Origin of the sequence: Flavobacterium plantiphilum (assembly GCF_046000495.1) — a bacterium.
Classification (GTDB): Bacteria; Bacteroidota; Bacteroidia; order Flavobacteriales; family Flavobacteriaceae; genus Flavobacterium; species Flavobacterium plantiphilum.
The window spans coordinates 274540-291769 of record NZ_JBELQA010000003.1 but is presented as its reverse complement, the minus strand read 5'-3'; the positions used below and the strand labels follow the sequence as shown (position 1 = coordinate 291769).

At 34.3% G+C, this 17230-nt stretch carries 20 protein-coding genes and 1 tRNA gene; 6 read left to right on the top strand and 15 right to left on the bottom strand.

Annotation, left to right across the window (positions count from 1 at the left end; all coding sequences use genetic code 11):
• Nucleotides 1-20 precede the first annotated feature (20 nt).
• Genes ABS764_RS06695 through mraZ form a run of 4 tightly spaced genes read right to left on the bottom strand, consistent with a single transcriptional unit; the run spans nucleotide 21 to nucleotide 3722 of the window.
• Nucleotides 21-2024 carry a penicillin-binding protein gene (locus tag ABS764_RS06695; RefSeq protein ID WP_408081024.1) on the bottom strand — a complete coding sequence of 668 codons (2004 nt, stop codon included), beginning with the start codon at nucleotides 2022-2024 and terminating at the stop codon, nucleotides 21-23.
• Nucleotides 2015-2362 (bottom strand): FtsL-like putative cell division protein, encoded by a 348-nt coding sequence (locus ABS764_RS06690; RefSeq protein WP_408081023.1) that lies wholly within the window; start codon nucleotides 2360-2362, stop codon nucleotides 2015-2017. The genes ABS764_RS06695 and ABS764_RS06690 overlap by 10 nt, the downstream gene beginning before the upstream one ends.
• Nucleotides 2363-2368: 6 nt before the next feature.
• A complete protein-coding gene (gene rsmH, locus ABS764_RS06685; RefSeq protein WP_408081022.1) occupies nucleotides 2369-3277 on the bottom strand; it encodes a 16S rRNA (cytosine(1402)-N(4))-methyltransferase RsmH in 909 nt (302 codons plus the stop codon).
• A complete protein-coding gene (gene mraZ / locus ABS764_RS06680; protein WP_408081021.1) occupies nucleotides 3252-3722 on the bottom strand; it encodes a division/cell wall cluster transcriptional repressor MraZ in 471 nt (156 codons plus the stop codon). Before mraZ ends, rsmH begins: the two co-directional genes overlap by 26 nt.
• Before the next feature lie 381 nt (nucleotides 3723-4103).
• Between mraZ and ABS764_RS06675 the strand changes: the two genes are divergently transcribed.
• Together ABS764_RS06675 and yihA are read left to right on the top strand one after the other, a co-directional pair.
• Nucleotides 4104-4886: an alpha/beta fold hydrolase gene (locus ABS764_RS06675; protein ID WP_408081020.1), complete on the top strand. Its 783-nt coding sequence runs from the start codon at nucleotides 4104-4106 to the stop codon at nucleotides 4884-4886.
• Nucleotides 4887-4909: 23 nt separating this feature from the next.
• Nucleotides 4910-5533 carry a ribosome biogenesis GTP-binding protein YihA/YsxC gene (gene yihA / locus ABS764_RS06670; RefSeq protein WP_408081019.1) on the top strand — a complete coding sequence of 208 codons (624 nt, stop codon included), beginning with the start codon at nucleotides 4910-4912 and terminating at the stop codon, nucleotides 5531-5533.
• 79 nt (nucleotides 5534-5612) lie between these two features.
• On the opposite strand, the gene gldC is transcribed toward yihA, so the two are convergent.
• Both gldC and gldB read right to left on the bottom strand, forming a co-directional pair.
• Nucleotides 5613-5948: a gliding motility protein GldC gene (gldC, locus tag ABS764_RS06665; RefSeq protein ID WP_408081018.1), complete on the bottom strand. Its 336-nt coding sequence runs from the start codon at nucleotides 5946-5948 to the stop codon at nucleotides 5613-5615.
• Entirely contained in the window at nucleotides 5948-6904 is a 957-nt protein-coding gene (gene gldB, locus ABS764_RS06660) for a gliding motility lipoprotein GldB (RefSeq protein ID WP_408081017.1), read from the bottom strand. The genes gldC and gldB overlap by 1 nt, the downstream gene beginning before the upstream one ends.
• A 101-nt stretch (nucleotides 6905-7005) precedes the next feature.
• On the opposite strand from gldB, the gene nadE reads away from it, so the two are divergent.
• Nucleotides 7006-7806, top strand: a complete 801-nt coding sequence (nadE, locus tag ABS764_RS06655) for an NAD(+) synthase (RefSeq protein WP_408081016.1) — start codon at nucleotides 7006-7008, stop codon at nucleotides 7804-7806.
• 94 nt (nucleotides 7807-7900) lie between these two features.
• Nucleotides 7901-8530, top strand: a complete 630-nt coding sequence (locus ABS764_RS06650) for a LuxR C-terminal-related transcriptional regulator (RefSeq protein WP_408081015.1) — start codon at nucleotides 7901-7903, stop codon at nucleotides 8528-8530.
• On the opposite strand, the gene dnaG is transcribed toward ABS764_RS06650, so the two are convergent.
• The 3 genes from dnaG to rlmN all read right to left on the bottom strand — a co-directional run bounded on the left by dnaG (nucleotide 8531) and on the right by rlmN (nucleotide 12800).
• Nucleotides 8531-10582, bottom strand: a complete 2052-nt coding sequence (dnaG, locus tag ABS764_RS06645) for a DNA primase (protein ID WP_408081014.1) — start codon at nucleotides 10580-10582, stop codon at nucleotides 8531-8533. It abuts the gene before it with no gap.
• Nucleotides 10583-10714: 132 nt separating this feature from the next.
• On the bottom strand, nucleotides 10715-11692 hold the full coding sequence (locus ABS764_RS06640) for a polyprenyl synthetase family protein (protein ID WP_408081189.1): 978 nt from the start codon (nucleotides 11690-11692) through the stop codon (nucleotides 10715-10717).
• A 64-nt stretch (nucleotides 11693-11756) separates the two neighbouring features.
• A complete protein-coding gene (gene rlmN / locus ABS764_RS06635) occupies nucleotides 11757-12800 on the bottom strand; it encodes a 23S rRNA (adenine(2503)-C(2))-methyltransferase RlmN (protein WP_408081013.1) in 1044 nt (347 codons plus the stop codon).
• An 80-nt stretch (nucleotides 12801-12880) separates the two neighbouring features.
• Between rlmN and ABS764_RS06630 the strand changes: the two genes are divergently transcribed.
• Nucleotides 12881-13522, top strand: a complete 642-nt coding sequence (locus ABS764_RS06630; protein WP_408081012.1) for an O-methyltransferase — start codon at nucleotides 12881-12883, stop codon at nucleotides 13520-13522.
• 69 nt (nucleotides 13523-13591) lie between these two features.
• Here the strand turns inward: ABS764_RS06630 and ABS764_RS06625 are convergent, their stop codons facing one another.
• The 5 genes from ABS764_RS06625 to ABS764_RS06605 all read right to left on the bottom strand — a co-directional run bounded on the left by ABS764_RS06625 (nucleotide 13592) and on the right by ABS764_RS06605 (nucleotide 16281).
• Nucleotides 13592-14155, bottom strand: coding sequence for a phosphatase PAP2 family protein (locus tag ABS764_RS06625; RefSeq protein WP_408081011.1), 564 nt, complete (start codon nucleotides 14153-14155; stop codon nucleotides 13592-13594).
• Nucleotides 14155-14481 carry a Sec-independent protein translocase subunit TatA/TatB gene (locus ABS764_RS06620; RefSeq protein ID WP_408081010.1) on the bottom strand — a complete coding sequence of 109 codons (327 nt, stop codon included), beginning with the start codon at nucleotides 14479-14481 and terminating at the stop codon, nucleotides 14155-14157. Before ABS764_RS06620 ends, ABS764_RS06625 begins: the two co-directional genes overlap by 1 nt.
• A gap of 114 nt (nucleotides 14482-14595) precedes the next feature.
• Nucleotides 14596-15345, bottom strand: a complete 750-nt coding sequence (locus ABS764_RS06615; RefSeq protein ID WP_408081009.1) for a hypothetical protein — start codon at nucleotides 15343-15345, stop codon at nucleotides 14596-14598.
• A complete protein-coding gene (locus tag ABS764_RS06610; protein ID WP_408081008.1) occupies nucleotides 15335-16060 on the bottom strand; it encodes a carboxypeptidase-like regulatory domain-containing protein in 726 nt (241 codons plus the stop codon). The genes ABS764_RS06615 and ABS764_RS06610 overlap by 11 nt, the downstream gene beginning before the upstream one ends.
• Before the next feature lie 47 nt (nucleotides 16061-16107).
• Nucleotides 16108-16281, bottom strand: coding sequence for a hypothetical protein (locus tag ABS764_RS06605; protein ID WP_408081007.1), 174 nt, complete (start codon nucleotides 16279-16281; stop codon nucleotides 16108-16110).
• A gap of 133 nt (nucleotides 16282-16414) precedes the next feature.
• Here ABS764_RS06605 and pepE point away from each other — a divergent pair, with 133 nt between their 5' ends.
• On the top strand, nucleotides 16415-17122 hold the full coding sequence (pepE, locus tag ABS764_RS06600; protein ID WP_408081006.1) for a dipeptidase PepE: 708 nt from the start codon (nucleotides 16415-16417) through the stop codon (nucleotides 17120-17122).
• Nucleotides 17123-17156: 34 nt separating this feature from the next.
• Here pepE and ABS764_RS06595 read toward each other — a convergent pair.
• A tRNA-Gly gene (locus ABS764_RS06595) sits at nucleotides 17157-17229 on the bottom strand.
• Nucleotide 17230 lies beyond the last annotated feature (1 nt).

Sequence of the window (17230 nt, the reverse complement as noted above, 5' to 3'; positions counted from 1 at the left end):
GACTTTAAAATCGGGTAAGACTACAATAATTCTAATGTTATAGTTGTATTTTTAATAATATTCTGTCCCGCCTGAAGCGATTGTTTTTTTACTTTTCCAATTCCTTTTGTCCTCACATTCATTCCTAAATTTTCCAATAAAGCAATGGCATCCATTCCCGGCATCCCTTTAACATTAGGAATCAGTTGTTGTGATTTTTGAAGCTTAGCAAAATATTCATTATAGTTTTTCTCCTGTTTTGGAACTTTTCTGTCCAGTTTTTTGATTTCATTTGTCGATGGAACTTCCGTGAAAATCTTTTGGGCAATTCTCTTAAAAACCGGACCAGCAACACCAGCTCCGTAAAAATCACCTTTTGCTGTACTTGGTTTATGAACCACTACTATACAGGAATATTTTGGTTTATCTGCCGGAAAATACCCCACAAAAGAAGAAGCATAATGCATTGGAGTACCGTCTCTTTTTCCATAATTCACCTGAGCTGTTCCTGTTTTACCAGCCATAGAAAAATCCTTAGAATACAATTTAGATGCCGTCCCTCTTTTAACAACATTCTTTAAAACTTCTTTCAGTTTCAAAAGTGTCTCTTCAGAACAAATCTTAGGATTGATAACTTCTGGCTCCATTTTCTTAATGGTTCGGTTCCATTCTTTTATTTCAGAAACAAATTGTGGTTTTACCATCACTCCATTATTTGCAACGGCATTGTAATACGCTAAAGTCTGCATTGGCGTAACCGAAACACCATACCCAAAAGCCATCCATGGCAATGAAATATTAGACCAGTTTTTATCTGTAGGCTGCGGAATAAAAGGACGTCCTTCTCCTTTAAAATCCATGTGGAGCTTTTTATTTAAACCATAAGAATTAACACGGTTTACAAATTTTGACGGATTGTTTTTGTAATTATCATACACCGCCTGAACCAAAACGGTATTGGACGACAATTCAAAACCTCTCGCTAAAGATATTTTACCATAACCTCCTGTATGTGAATCACGTACAGATTTACCTGAATATTTTATAATTCCGCCATGAGTATCATAAACCGTACTGGTATCAGCTACTTTGTCTTCTAAAATAGTCATCAAATCAACTAATTTAAAAGTAGAACCTGGTTCATGAGATTCAGCTACCGCATAATTAGTGGTTTCATAATAAGTTCCATCGCTAGCTCTTCCTAGATTAGCAATCGCTTTCACCTGACCGGTATGTGTTTCCATTACCACAACACAGCCGTGATCAGCCTCATAATCTTCCAGCTGCTTCAACAAAGCGTGATGTGCAATGTCCTGAATGTAAACATCAATTGTCGAAATCACATCGTATCCGTCCTGAGGATCTACCTCATTTAAATCGCGAATAGGTTTCCACTGCCCTTTAGCAATTTTCTGTTTTAAAATTTTTCCGTCTTTACCATTTAAATAATCCTTATATGCCCATTCAATTCCTTTTCCATCCGAATGCCCTTGCTGATATTGTCTCTCATAACCTATAGTACGCTCAGCGATTTTTCCTATCGGATGTTCACGAACTGTTTTCTGTTCAATGATAATTCCGCCTTTATAAGCCCCCAGATTAAACAAAGGAAAACCCTTTATTTTTATATAATCGGTATAACTCAGATCACGTGCTATTAAAAAATAACGGTTATTATTGGCTCTCGCTTTTCTTAATTCGTTTTTATAATAGGTCGCTGGTTTATTTAAAATAGTAGCCAATGAATCCGCTAATGCATTAACATTTTTTTCAAAATTTTCTTTTTTTGGTGCTAAAGCATCAAAACGGATACTGTATTTTGGAATTGAAGTCGCTAACAAACTACCATCAGAAGAATAAATATTTCCTTTATTAGCCGGAATAACAAAATTCCTAACCGTTCTTTCCTTAGCTAGTTCCCGATAATAATCACCTTCAACCCATTGAATATTGGTCAGCTTAACAGCAATTGCTATTGCCATTAAAAAAATAGCAAAAGCAACCAGATAAATTCGATATGATATGTACTTATCTTCTACTGCCATATTTTTTTCAAAAGACTTTTTTCTTCTTCTTTTTTAACTTTTATTTTTACAGGAGGTACTGTGGACGGAAAAATTTCTTTTTCTACCATTTTTTGTGAAACTGTTGATTCCATTCTTAATTTCATCAAGTCAGAACGTCTGTCTACAAACTCTGAACGCAATTCTTTTACCTCAGCAGTGAGTTCTGCAATCTTAAATACTTTTTGCTCGTAGCGCTGTGTATTAGCAATCATTATAATTGCCAGAACAATCAAAAAAACAATAAAACGCCAGTTTTTAACCGCATCTTCATCGATTAGAAATCTTGCTTTTAACAGATTGTAAATACTCATTTTCATAAATTATTAAATCTTTTCGGCAATTCTTAACTTAGCACTTCTGGCTCTGTTATTAACTTTTATTTCCTCTTCATCAGGAACAATCAGTTTTCCAATTAATTTAAAGGGCACCGAATAGTTTCCAAAAAAGTCTCGTTCCGGTTCTCCTTCAAACATTCCGTTTTTCATAAAACGCTTTACCAGTCGATCTTCCAGAGAGTGATAGGAGATTACACTTAATCGCCCCCCCGGATTTAATACTTCAAGTGATTGTTCTAAAAACTCTTTTAAAACATCCATTTCCTGATTTACCTCAATTCGTATAGCCTGGTAGATTTGTGCCAATACTTTATTACGAACTCTTTCCGGTAAATATTTAACTAAAACTTCTTTTAATTCGTCAGTCGTTTTTACAGGCTTGCGCATTCTTGCCTCTATGATTGTTCTTGAAAGAACAGGTGCATTTTTCAGTTCACCATAATCTAAGAACACTCTTCTCAGATTAGCATCATCATATTCATTAACTACTTTATAAGCATTCAAATCATTTTTCTGACTCATTCTCATATCTAATTCGGCATCAAAACGGGTCGAAAAACCTCTTTCCGGCACATCGAACTGATGAGAAGAAACTCCTAAATCTGCTAAAATTCCATCTACATTTCTTGCTCCGTAAAAACGTAAAAATCGTTTTATATTTCTGAAATTTTCATTGATCAGAACAAATCGTTCATCCGGAAGGGCATTTGCTAAAGCATCTTCATCCTGATCAAAAGCAAATAATTTTCCGTTAGGCCCTAGACGCTTTAAAATTTCTTTTGAATGTCCGCCACCACCAAAAGTAACATCCACATATATTCCGTCAGGCTTAATATTTAAACCATCAACTGTTTCTTTAAGCAAAACCGGATTATGATATTCCATTGTCGTTGTCATTTATATTACCCATTACCTCTTCTGCTAAATCTGCAAAATCAACTCCGTCATCAATCGATTGTTCATACAAATCCTTATCCCAGATTTCAACAATATTCACTGCAGACGAAAAAACCACATCTTTAGCAATACTGGCAAAATTGACCAAATCCTTAGGAACCAGTAAACGACCTAAAGCATCAATTTCAACCACCTTAACACCGGCAGTAAACTTGCGAATGAAATCGTTATTCTTCTTAACAAACCGATTGAGTTTATTGATTTTTTGCATCATCAAATTCCACTCTTCCATTGGATACAACTCTAAACACGGCTGAAACAACGAACGCTTCAAAACAAAACCGTCCTGAAGTGAAGCAGCCAATTGCTTTTTTAAAGGCGCAGGTAATAAAACCCTCCCTTTAGCATCGACTTTACATTCATATGTCCCTATAATTGTATTCAAAAGAATCGCTTTAAATGATATAGAGCAAAAATATAAAAAATTTTACCACCTTTTACCACTTTTTACCACTTTGTTGATAAGTTTCACCACATTAGAACAAAAACCCTTAATTTTTGGACAATCAATGTATTAGCCTCCTCATCTTTTCTTACAGACAATAAGTTTTAATAACCAAAAACGCAGCTAAAAAAGCATCATTTTTGCGAACTTACAATTCAAAAAATTTCACAAAAAAAGAGTAGATAATCAATAACATAACTAAAATTATTATTCAGAAACTGAAGTAAATCTTTAAGAAGAGCTTCAAAAAAAGTTTTCAAAAACTCTTTTTTACTGATTATATCCTATATTTGTCGAAATTGAAATTCGCATTCCAAGAGCATGGACAAAAACTATAAAAAAGAAGGCAGATACAGCTATTACGAAGCAGGAGAAGGAAATCCTATTGTAATTTTGCATGGCCTGATGGGCGGCTTAAGCAACTTTGACGGAGTAGCCCGTTATTTTTCTGACAAAGGATATAAAATTGTTATTCCGGACTTACCCATATACACACAAAGTCTTTTAAAAACCAATGTAAAAAGCTTTGCTAAATATGTAAAAGACTTTATCACTTTTAAAGGTTTTGACAGAGTCATTCTTTTAGGAAACTCTCTGGGCGGACATATAGCTTTGTACCATACTAAAATGTACCCTGAAAAAGTAGCCGGACTTGTAATCACAGGAAGTTCAGGGCTTTACGAAAGCGCCATGGGAGATAGTTATCCAAAAAGAGGGGATTACGAATACATCCGAAAAAAAGCTGAAGATGTATTTTACGATCCCAAAATTGCTACACCTGAATTGATTGACGAAGTGTATGCCACCGTAAACGATCGTATTAAATTAATAAAAACTTTAACCATCGCTAAGAGTGCTATTCGTCACAACATGGCTAAAGATTTACCAAAAATGCATGTGCAAACCTGTATTATCTGGGGAAAAAACGACAAGGTTACTCCACCGGAAGTAGCAACTGAATTTAACAAATTGCTACCCAATTCAACCTTATACTGGATCGACAAATGCGGACATGCAGCCATGATGGAACATCCGGATGAGTTTAACAATTTACTGGAAGACTGGCTTAACAAAACTAATTTAAAAGCTGCTTCATCAGTATAAAAAAGCTTTTTTACCTAAAAAATATGAAGATTAATACCGCCGAATTCGTAATTAGCAACTCAGATGTAAGCAAATGTCCCAAAGACTTTTTGCCCGAATATGCTTTTATAGGCAGATCAAATGTGGGAAAGTCATCATTAATTAACATGCTGACCAACCATAAAAAACTGGCAAAAACATCAGGAAGACCTGGAAAAACACAATTAATCAATCATTTCCTAATCAACAATAATTGGTTTCTGGTAGATTTACCGGGTTATGGTTACGCTAAAGTTTCCAAAAAGACAAAATCTGTTTTCCAGCAGTTCATCACCGATTATTTTGAAAAAAGAGAACAACTTGCCTGTGCTTTTGTTCTGATTGATATTCGCCATGAGGCCCAAGCCATCGATATTGAATTCATGAGCTATATGGGCGAAAGCGAAATTCCTTTTTGTATTATTTTTACCAAAGCTGATAAAATCAGTAAAGTAAAAATTGACTCGCATGTTGCGGCTTATAAGAAACAGATGTTTGCCAACAACTGGGCCGAAATGCCTCCTTATTTTGTAACTTCTTCAACTGAAGGAACAGGAAAAGAAGAAGTTTTAAGCTATATTGACGAAGTAAATCAGGAGATCTTTAAGAACAACAGCGGCGGATTTTAAACAATTCCAACTTATCAATAAAAAAATCCCAAATTTCAATATTTACAATTGAAATTTGGGATTTTTTTATTGTTTTTACTTATTTAGTCAACTCTAATTTCTCCGCAAAATATTCACAGAAATCTTTCATCGTTGCTGACATTTTCTCATCACCTGTTGCCCGGTGAAAGGTATCCGACATAGCTACTAATGTCTGATGAAAGAAAATTTTCATTTCATCAACAGGCATATCTTTTGTCCACAAATCAATACGCATGCTCTCTTTAGCTTTACTGTCCCAAACAGACAACATAATTGCTTTAGATTCCTCCAATTCTATTCCGCCGTCTTTTGCAGTCCAGAACAATTTTTCCGGAATACGGTTTTCATCTAACTCTACAAGAAAATTTATTTCTGATTTATTTTTATCTGACATCACTTTTTAGGTTTATAATTTGACTTTTCGAATATTTCTTTTGCATTAGTCTGCATTAACTGAGGCAAAGATACTTCATTATTTTTCATATAAGAACGAACAATTTGCCATCCTGTCCAGGCACCCACCTTACCCGGCGACTCATTATCTATTTCTAAATAAAATTTAGAAAAAGGAGCCGGATTCACAAAACGTGGCAACAACTTAGGATCATCATCATACAACAGTTGATTCTCAATAAAATAACGCCACATATAACTTTCATTTTCCTGACACCATTGCAATTGACCTGCGGTATATCCTATTTTATCTTCGTCATTATATTTCGGCAGCATCACATCTTTTAGGTACAATATTTTTCCGGCCCGAATCATAGCTGCCATAAAATTTTTCTCTGTATCAGTTTTTATCACTCTTTTCGATAAAGCTTCTACTACATCAGGCATCATTTGATTAGGTTCAAAATTCTGTTTAATATAATCTGGAAACTGATAAAACTTATGCTCTTTACCTAAATACATTTCGAGCGAAATAATCAATAAACTATCTGCATAAATCACTTTATTGTTATAATCCATTTCAGAAATAACAGTATAAACAGCAGGTGTTTTTGTTTTTGGAAAATAATATTTTACATGTTTAAAAACAGTATTAAGTTGCGATGTATATATGTCAAAATCAGAAAACTTTTTTTGGACCTCAGCATAAAGTTCTCTCCAAAGCGGATTTTGCATTTTCTCTAACCAAACTGCATCTTCATTTCCTGCCGGGAAAAAAAACGGAAATTGTTTCTTAATTTTCGGTAAATCATTAGGTTTGGTTTCGAAAAATATTTTATCAAAACGAATCACTTTTAAATCTACAGGTACAGCCTCTATTTGTTTTTCTTTCTTAGTTGTCGTATTACAGGAGAAAAAAAAGAATAACAGAACTACGGAAAATACACAAGTTTTCATTTTATTTTATTTAAATTTGCATGATTATATCAGGATAACCAGTATGTTACTGAATTTTGTTCGCAAAGATACATTCCTGAATACTAAAATTTGAACTATTTATGACTAAAAAAAGTACTATCATAGTTGAACAGGTAAACACTCAGATTGTCAATTGGTTAAAATCTTATGCCGAAACTGCAAAAGTAAATGGTTTTGTAGTAGGAATTTCAGGCGGCGTAGATTCAGCAGTAACCTCAACATTATGTGCTCAGACCGGACTTAAGGTGTTATGTGTTGAAATGCCAATCCATCAGCATGAAAGTCATGTGAGCCGGGGTAAAGAACATATTGAACAACTTAAAAAACGTTTTCCAAATGTAAGTAGTGTACAAAGCGATTTAACTTCGGTATTTGAAACTCTGAAAAAAGAAGTTCCTGCAAATTTTGAAGAAAATAAACTGAACCTGACATTAGCCAATACAAGAGCGCGACTAAGAATGACTACGTTATACTATTATGCCGGAGTTCACGGACTGTTAGTAGCAGGAACAGGAAACAAAGTAGAAGATTTTGGAGTAGGTTTCTTTACTAAATATGGTGATGGCGGTGTTGATTTAAGTCCAATAGCCGATTTAATGAAATCAGATGTCTTTGCATTAGCCGATTATTTAAAAGTCCCTAATTCAATATTAATTGCCCAGCCATCCGATGGTTTATTTGGCGATGAAAAAACAGATGAGCAACAATTAGGCGCCACTTATGACGAATTAGAATGGGCAATGACTGAAGATGAGAACAATAGTCCTCAAACCAACTACACTACCAGACAAAAAGAAGTCTTTGAAATTTATAAAAGACTGAACAAAATTAACCAACACAAGATGAATCCGATACCAGTTTGTGTCATTAATCGGATTTAATACGATTTTATCCATAAAAAAATTGTATTTCCAATTTTTTTACTAATTTTATATATATAATTCACACAAGAACAACCCTAAAAAAAATAAAATCATGATTAAAGTTTGTCTAGCTGATAACTTTCCAGTAGTACATTTTGGAGTAAAATCGTACTTCAAAGACCATTCAGACATATCGATTGTTGCCAATGTGGGCAGTTTTTCGATGATTCAGGATATTCTACAAACAAAAGAAGTTGATGTTCTGGTCTTAGACCTTGAACTTGAAGGTCTTTCGAGTATTTTTGAAGTAAAAGCACTTTTAAAAAATTTCCCTAAAACTAAAATTATTATTTTTAGCGGACTATCTGAACAAATCTATGCTCCCAATGCTATTAAAGCTGGAGTTTCAGGATATGTTCATAAAAAAGAAAAATTAGAGACTTTAGGTCAGTCTATAATCAAAGTAGATCAGGGTAAAATTATCATGAACGAAACGGTTAAGAAAAACCTGGCTTTAATAGCAAAACAAAGTAAAAGTGAACGTTTATACCGTAAACTTTCTAATCGTGAAGTAGAAGTATTACGCTACTTAAGCGGTGGAAAGAAAAACCATGAGATTGCTGAAATCTTAGGCCTTAACGAAAAAACAATCAGTACTTACAAATTGCGTTTATTAACTAAATTAAATGTTACCAATTTAGTTGATTTAGTAAACAAAGCTAAAAGTTTAGAGATCGTTTAATTAAAATCGGGACATGACCCTACCAAGTTTTTTTGAAAAAGCCCGAGTAAGTTCATTGTAATCTCTAATCATCATCAAAGACTCCATATTATCTGCATCAGGTGATATGGAGTTTTTTAATTCTTCAATTATCCTACCAACCAGATACCATCTCAAAGTCAAAATTGTTTCGGAAACATTTTGGCCTATTGTGTCCTGCTTTGTTTTTGGAAAAATATTCTGCCCTTCCCAATTGTGCATGACTAATCGTTCATCTTCCATTAAAATATCCGTCACTTCCTGAGCATATTCAGCAGGCAGATGCATCAAATAATGCTCTAAACTAAAACTATCGTGCTGAAGGTAATAATTAATCAAATCATTAAAAATATCCCGAAATAAAGGATTTGCCAATTCGACTTCATCTTCCTGAAGACTCAGGTAAATACGCTGAAAAACTTTATATGATTTCATTTCTGAAACATATACTATCTCACCATCTTCATTGGTTTTCATCAGAACATCTTCAAACTCCTCTTCTTTATTTCCATACAAAAGTAAAATTTCAATTATTTTGCGTTCTAAACGATACAAAACATCTACTTTTTCTGTGGTCTCGCCAGGATATCCCATTTCCCCAGGATAATCCTCCGGAGGTCCAAATCTGGGATCTTCAGGATCTCCGCCTGAATATCCTGTATTTTGTGGATTTTGATTTCTATGGACTTCAAAAGGTTTTTGCTCCTTTTGCTTTTTAGCAATTTCAGCAACATCTTTTTGAATCAATTGCGCTAAAGTACTCACCAAAACCTGCTCTGAAATATCCATAATCCGGGAGCATTCCTGAATATAAACTTCTCGCTGAATACGATCCGGAATTTTAGAAATACTTTGCACCATATCCCTAATCAAATCAGCTTTCTTGATGGGATCATTTTTAGCTTCATCCATCAAAAGAGAAGCTTTGAATTGTATAAAATCTTTAGCGTTATTTTCTAAATAAGCGACTAAATCATCGTGAGAAGTTTTTTTAGCAAAACTATCAGGATCATCACCTTCCGGAAAAGTACACACTTTAACATTCATACCTTCCTCCAGAATCAAATCGATTCCCCGAACAGAGGCCCGAAGTCCGGCAGCATCACCATCAAAAAGCACCGTAATATTTCTGGTCAGTCGGTTGATGAGCCTGATTTGATCGGGAGTTAAAGCTGTTCCTGAGGAAGCCACGACATTTTCAATTCCGGCCTGATTAAACTGAATCACATCCGTATAACCTTCAACCAAAAAACAATTATTCAGCTTAGCAATAGACTGCTTAGCCTGAAAAATTCCGTATAAAACTTTACTCTTATGATAAATTTCACTCTCTGGTGAGTTCAGGTATTTTGCTGCTTTTTTATCATTTATCAGAATACGCCCTCCAAAACCTAAAATACGCCCGGACATACTTTGAATCGGGAACATCACACGACCTTTAAATCGGTCAAAAGGGCGATCTTCTCTGGGAATTGTCAAACCGGTACTTTCCAGAAATTCTAACTTGTAACCTTTCCCTAAAGCCTCTTTAGTCAAAGCATCCCAGGTTTCCGGCGAATATCCTAAACTAAACTTCTTAATCGTTTCGGTAGTAAATCCTCGTTCTTTAAAATAAGACAGTCCAATAGCCTGCCCTTCTTCAGTATTTAAAAGTGTTTTATGGAAATAATCTTTGGCAAATTCCGAAACCAGATACATACTTTCACGGGCATCCATGTTGGCTTTTTCAGCATCCGTTTGCTCGGTTTCTTCAATTTCGATATTGTATTTTTTAGCCAGGTACCGAATCGCTTCCGGATACGTAAAATGCGAATGTTCCATCAGGAATGCCACGGAATTTCCGCCTTTTCCAGAACTAAAATCTTTCCAGATTCCTTTAGCAGGCGACACCATAAAGGATGGTGAACGCTCATCAGAAAACGGACTCAAGCCTTTGAAATTACTTCCTGCGCGCTTTAATTGCACAAAATCGCCAATAACTTCCTCTACACGGGCAGTTTCGAAAACAGTATCTATGGTCGCTTTTGAAATCAATTTTTAAGGTATAAAGTTAGAAAGTATCAAAGATACAATATCAATTCCAATGTCAAAAATCAATCAAATAGCAATGATAATTTTAATTAGAATACATCTTGTTAAAATTGTTATTGTAATTTATTTTATTGTCTATTTTTTCCGTTCGATAACGTAATTAACCATAATGATTAATGCTGTTTTAAAATCAGAATCGGGGTAATCCTCTAACAAATGAAGCGCTTCCTGCTGAAATTCGACCATTTTATTTTCAGCATAAGTCAAACCATTATTATCTTTCACAAAAGCAATCACTTCTTTAACGCGTTTCTTGTCTTTGTTATGATTTTTTATGGAATTTATGAGCCAGGATTTTTCTTTTTTTGAACAGGTATTCAAAACATGAATCAAAGGCAACGTCATTTTTTGTTCTTTGATGTCGATTCCTGTTGGTTTTCCAATAGCCTCTTCGGTATAATCGAATAAATCATCTTTTATTTGAAAAGCCATCCCAATGAGTTCTCCAAATTTTCGCATATTCTCCACTTGAATAGCATCTTCCGAAACCGATTTGGCACCCAAAGCACAACAGGCAGCAATAAGTGTGGCTGTTTTTTTTCGAATGATTTCGTAGTAAATTGCTTCGGTGATATCGAGTCTTCGGGCTTTTTCGATTTGGAGTAACTCCCCTTCACTCATTTCGCGTACAGCGACAGAAATAATCTGGAGCAAATCAAAATCGCCATTGTCTATAGAAAGTAATAATCCTTTTGACAATAAATAATCACCAACAAGAACCGCTATTTTATTTTTCCAAAGGGCATTGATAGAGAAAAATCCGCGACGACGGTTACTATCATCCACTACATCATCATGCACTAAAGTTGCCGTATGAATTAATTCAATTACCGATGCTCCACGATATGTTCTTTCATTAACAGTTCCTTCTGAAACCATTTTGGCTACCAGAAAAACAAACATCGGACGCATTTGCTTCCCTTTCCTGTTTACTATGTAATAGGTAATCCTGTTCAACAACGCCACTTGTGAAGACATTGATTCGTAGAACTTTTTTTCAAAAAGTTCCATTTCTTTTAATATGGGCTGTTTTATTTGAGAAGTAACATTCATTCGAGTCCAAATATACTGTTTTCCGAATAAAAAAACAGGAATTTTCACAACTGAAAGTCGTTTTTTATGCTTCTTTATTAGCTAATTGACCACAGGCAGCATCAATATCCTTACCGCGGCTTCTTCTTACCTTTACCACAACTCCAATAGACTCAAGCCCTTTTATATAAGCATTTATCGATTCTTCTGAAGCTTGTTGAAATTCACCATCATCAATCGGGTTGTATTCAATCAGGTTCACTTTACAAGGCACATATTTACAAAATTTCACTAATGCATCTACCGAAGCTTTATTGTCATTGATACCTTTCCAGACTACATATTCATAGGAAACTTTACTTTTAGTTTTTCGATACCAATATTCCAATGCTTCCCGTAAATCAGCCAAAGGAAAATTTTTGCTAAAAGGCATAATCCGGGCTCTGATTTCATCCATGGCAGAATGGAGAGAAACTGCTAACTTGAATTTTACCTCATCATCGGCCATTTTCTTAATCATCTTAGGAATCCCTGAAGTAGAAACAATAATCCGTTTTGGAGACATTCCTAATCCTTCTTCTGAAGTAATCATATCAATGGCTTTAATCACATTATTATAGTTCATAAGCGGTTCCCCCATTCCCATAAACACAATATTAGACAAAGGATGATTATAATACAGGCGACTTTCTCTGTCAATAGCCAGTACCTGATCGTAAATTTCGGCAGGTTCTAAGTTTCGCATTCTTTTTAATCGAGCCGTAGCGCAAAAATTACAATCCAAGCTACAGCCTACCTGACTGGAAACACAAGCAGTGGTACGGGTTTCAGTAGGAATTAAAACCGATTCTACCACCAAACCGTCATGCAAACGCACAGCATTCTTAACAGTTCCATCCTCTGAACGCTGCATTGCATCAACCTTAATATGGTTAATAACAAAATTATCTTCCAGCATGGCACGCGTTCCTTTGGACAGATTCGTCATGTCCTCAAAACTGTGCGCTCCTTTACTCCACAACCATTCATAAACCTGATTCCCACGAAATGCTTTATCGCGATTATTAACAAAAAAATCGCGTAATTCTTCTTTAGATAAGGCTCGTATGTCTTTTTTCTCGATTTGCATGCTGCAAATTTAATGACTATTTGTTGATTTGTTGTTTTGATAATTTGATAACTTTGTTCGAAATTGAAAAAAAATCAAAAATGCATTTCATCTCCCCCGAATTAGAAGACTACATCGAACAGCATTCTGAAAAAGAACCCGAATTATTAGCAGCATTAAATAAAGAAACCTATCAAAAAATTCTTTTACCCCGAATGCTAAGCGGTCATTTTCAAGGACGTGTTCTGAGCATGTTGTCTAAACTAATCCGTCCTGTAAATATTCTTGAAATAGGCACCTACACCGGGTATTCGGCATTGTGTTTATGTGAAGGAATGCAGGAAAACGGTCAACTTCATACGATTGACATCAAAGAAGAGTTAGTAGATTTTCAAAGAAAACATTTTGATAAATCTCTCTGGGGAAAACAAATTGTGCAGCATCTTGGTGAAGCTATTGACATCATTCCAACACTTGATTTAAAATTTGATTTGGTTTTTATTGACGCAGATAAGGAAAATTATCTGAATTATTTTGAATTAATAATTCCAAAAATGAATAAAGGCGGAATCATATTATCAGACAATGTACTCTGGAGCGGAAAAGTTTTAGAACCTTTAAATCCAAAAGATATTAGCACAAAAGTCTTATTAGAATACAACCGATTATTAAAGGAAGATCCAAGAGTTGAAACCGTTTTACTTCCCATACGTGACGGATTAACCGTCAGCAGAGTACTTTAATTTTATTATCTAAAGAAAAAGCGCAGATTTTTTTAGAATCTGCGCTTTTTCTTTATCGTTTCTATCCTACTAAAGCGGGAAATATTTTATTTGTGTAAACTGATAAATTTTAAAAACAAATAATCCTGTCATCGCTCCAAAAACATAACCACATAAAATATCCAGAGGATAATGCAATCCTAAATAAATACGACTGTAAGCAAAAACCAAAGGCCATAAAAACAGCAAGTAGGTGTATTTAAAATACTGCTTAAGTAAATGGTATATAAACATAGCAGCTGCCATCGTATTTGAAGCATGTCCGGAGAAAAAACTAAATGACTTGGAACTTTTTACAACCCGGATTACCGAAAGAATTTCAGGATTATTACATGGTCGTAATCGCTGGAAAGTGTACTTTACAAGGTTTGTAAACTGGTCAGTGATTAAAATAAGTACAGCAATAAATAAAACAACACAAAGAGTTTGCTTAACACCTATTTTTTTATAGATAAGATAAAACAAGAACAAGAAAAACGGAATCCAGTTAAACTGTTTGGTTATAAAAAGCCATAGCCCGTCATAAGATTCAGAACCTAATCCGTTTAAATAAACAAATAGCTTAACATCTAAGGAGAGAAGTTGTTCCAGCATTATCGACTACGTTTTACCGGACCTGCGATATCTTCAATATCTTCTTTCATTTTAGCTGCCTGAGCAACTGAATCTCCTAACAGGTCGTCTTTAACTTTATTTATCTGAGAATTAAAACCACCAGTCATTTCAGTTAATGATTTAGAATCTAAACCATTTTCTTCTGCTCCTTTTTGAATTTCACTCTTGATATCATTAGTAGCATTCTTTAACTGCGCCATAGCTTTTCCCATAGTTCTTGCAACTTCCGGTATTTTATCAGAACCAAAAAGCAACAGGACTATAAACATGATAAAGACTAATTCTCCTCCTCCTATACCAAACATATTCTATAATTTTAGCGCAAATATACCAAATTTCAAAAAAAGCTTCTTCTAATTTTTTCATAAAAAAGCTAATAACTCAGCAATGCTTTTTCAATTATCCTATTTCAAAAACAATTAGTTGGAATGTGTAATTCGCTTATATTCTTTATTTTTATTTATAAAAAAGTCCATCAGCTTAAACTCCTCTCCAGGCTGCATCAATTCACGGGATTTAGAATCATTTTCGCAATAAATCAAAAACAGTTTGATCTCATCATCTTTTAGATGCAATGTATTAGAAAAAAAAGAATAATTTAATTTTTGCAAAGCAAATTCAGAGAAACTGGTGTCTTTATAAAAATCATTTTTCTTGGGATTTTCTTTTCTTAAAACCCCAACAACATCTTTATAAATCCTGACAAAATCCATTCCGTTTTCAATCCCTCCCACAGGTGGCATTGTTTTATTTTTAGGAGAAGATTTCTCATCATCAAAAAACTTCATGTCTACATATTTTTGAGAATTCCCTCCTAAAGGATTTAATTCTTTTTTAGCACGGATAAGTACTTCTGCTAATTCATTTGTAAAAACATCCAGCTGTACTATAAGCCTTGGAATAATAAATTCTTTCTCGGTAAGTACAATCTTTTTAGATTTAAATGCTAAACTGGAAAAAACCAAAGTATCATTAACCTTTGCCTGAATTGTAAAAGAACCATATTGATTAACCAATACTCCTGTATTTGAATTAGCATTGAAAACAATAACATTTTCCACAGGAACTAACTCATTACGAACTTGACCTTCTAATGGTTTTCTGTCAGTCTGACTAAAAGAAATCTGAGCCAAAAGAAGAAAAAACAAGGCACTTACTTTAGTTTTCATACACAATTATTTTGTTATAATTTTGAGCCAAAGTTAGAATATAAAACTTTGACAGAGTTTTGTTTTTAGATTTTAACGCTGAGACAAAATCATTATTTTCAATACAATACAACTGAAAATCCCTTATATAATCTTTCTTAATTTTTAAAGTCTCAATATAAAAATTTTCTTCAAAAAGATACTCCAATTTTACCATTAATTGTTCTTTTTCGGATACTGCTAATTCCTTTTTCAATTGAGCAGTTCTTCCGGAGATCCAGTTTAACGGCCGGTCTAACAAACCCGATCTGGCCGTATACAATCTTCTTTCGGCAACAGTATATTTTTTTTGATCAGAAGGGATAATCCCCAGACTTTCGGCAGTAATTTTAGATTCTTCTTTAATGACAACTTCTTTTAGTGGTATCCTTTCTGTTTGCAACTGTACGAGTAAAATCGTCTTTTCTAAATCAGACTGAACAATCACTTTTTGTAAAGTTACAAGATTTACTGCAGAAAATACAATGAGATCGCCTTCTTTTAGAAAAAGAGTAAAATTTCCGTTTTTATCGCTGGAAGTTGCTTTCTGAGTTGTTTTATTTACAATATTTACACGCTCAACCGCAGCAGAATCGACCTGGACAATTCCATGAATTTCTTCCCTGTCAGAGTTTTGACAAAAAACTATCTGACAGAAAAAAAGTAAAAATAAAAAGTAAGTATTATTCGTTTTCACAGGCTAAAATCTGTTTGTGTTTTTCAGCTAACTCTCCTAATAAGAATTCAATTGTTTGTTTTATTTTCTACTCTAATATTTTGCAAATTTCTCATTCTCCACCATACAATATTCAAAGTCTTTTTATAATCCAAAGGTAAATGCAAAGTATCAATAAAATGAACTCTATCAATCATTTTTTCTAACACTGCCATATAATACTCGTTCTTCTCCACTTCCATTTCATTTTTCTAAAACCCGCAAGGAGTAAAAATAAACCAGACCTATCCCAATTTGATACTAAAAGCTGGTAAATATTTGTTAATAAATAAAACAATAACGAAGCCTGTTTTATATCTTTATCTAAAAAAAACAATGAAAAACCTGCTTTTAGCAAGCACTTCTACCTTGCACGGAAGTGATTATCTGGAATATCTTCTTCCTGAATTAAAACATCATTTTAAAAATTGTAAAACAATACTTTTTATTCCCTATGCAAGGCCCAGCGGTATTTCATATGAAAAATATACCGAAAAGACAGCTTTGGCTTTCGCCAAAATCAACCTCCTGATACGCGGAATTCATGAATATGAAAACCCAGTGGAAGCCATTCAAAATGCTGAAGGCATTTTTACCGGAGGAGGCAATACCTTTTTACTGGTCAGCGAATTGTACAAAAATAAAATCATGATTCCGCTGAAGGAAACTCTGCAAAAAGGAATCCCTTATTTAGGCACCAGTGCCGGAAGTAATATTAGCGGTTTAACAATGCAGACTACTAATGATATGCCCATCGTCTATCCTCCAAGTTTTCAGACCTTAGGTCTGATTCCGTTTAATTTGAATGTGCATTTCCTGGAAGCTGATACACAATCAAAACACATGGGAGAATCCCGGGAAACCAGAATCAATGAATTTCATCAGTTTAACAATTTTCCCGTTTTAGGATTGAAAGAAGGAAGCTGGCTTGAAATAAAGAACAATAAAATAGTTTTAAAAGGAGATTTATCGGCAAAATTATTCCAAAAAAACAAAACACCAATTGATATTGCAGCAGAATCAGAATTGAGTTTTATCCAATAAAAAAACCGAAACTTTTAAGGTTTCGGTTTTAAAGAGCGAAAGACGAGGCTCGAACTCGCGACAACCAGCTTGGAAGGCTGGAGCTCTACCAACTGAGCTACTTTCGCA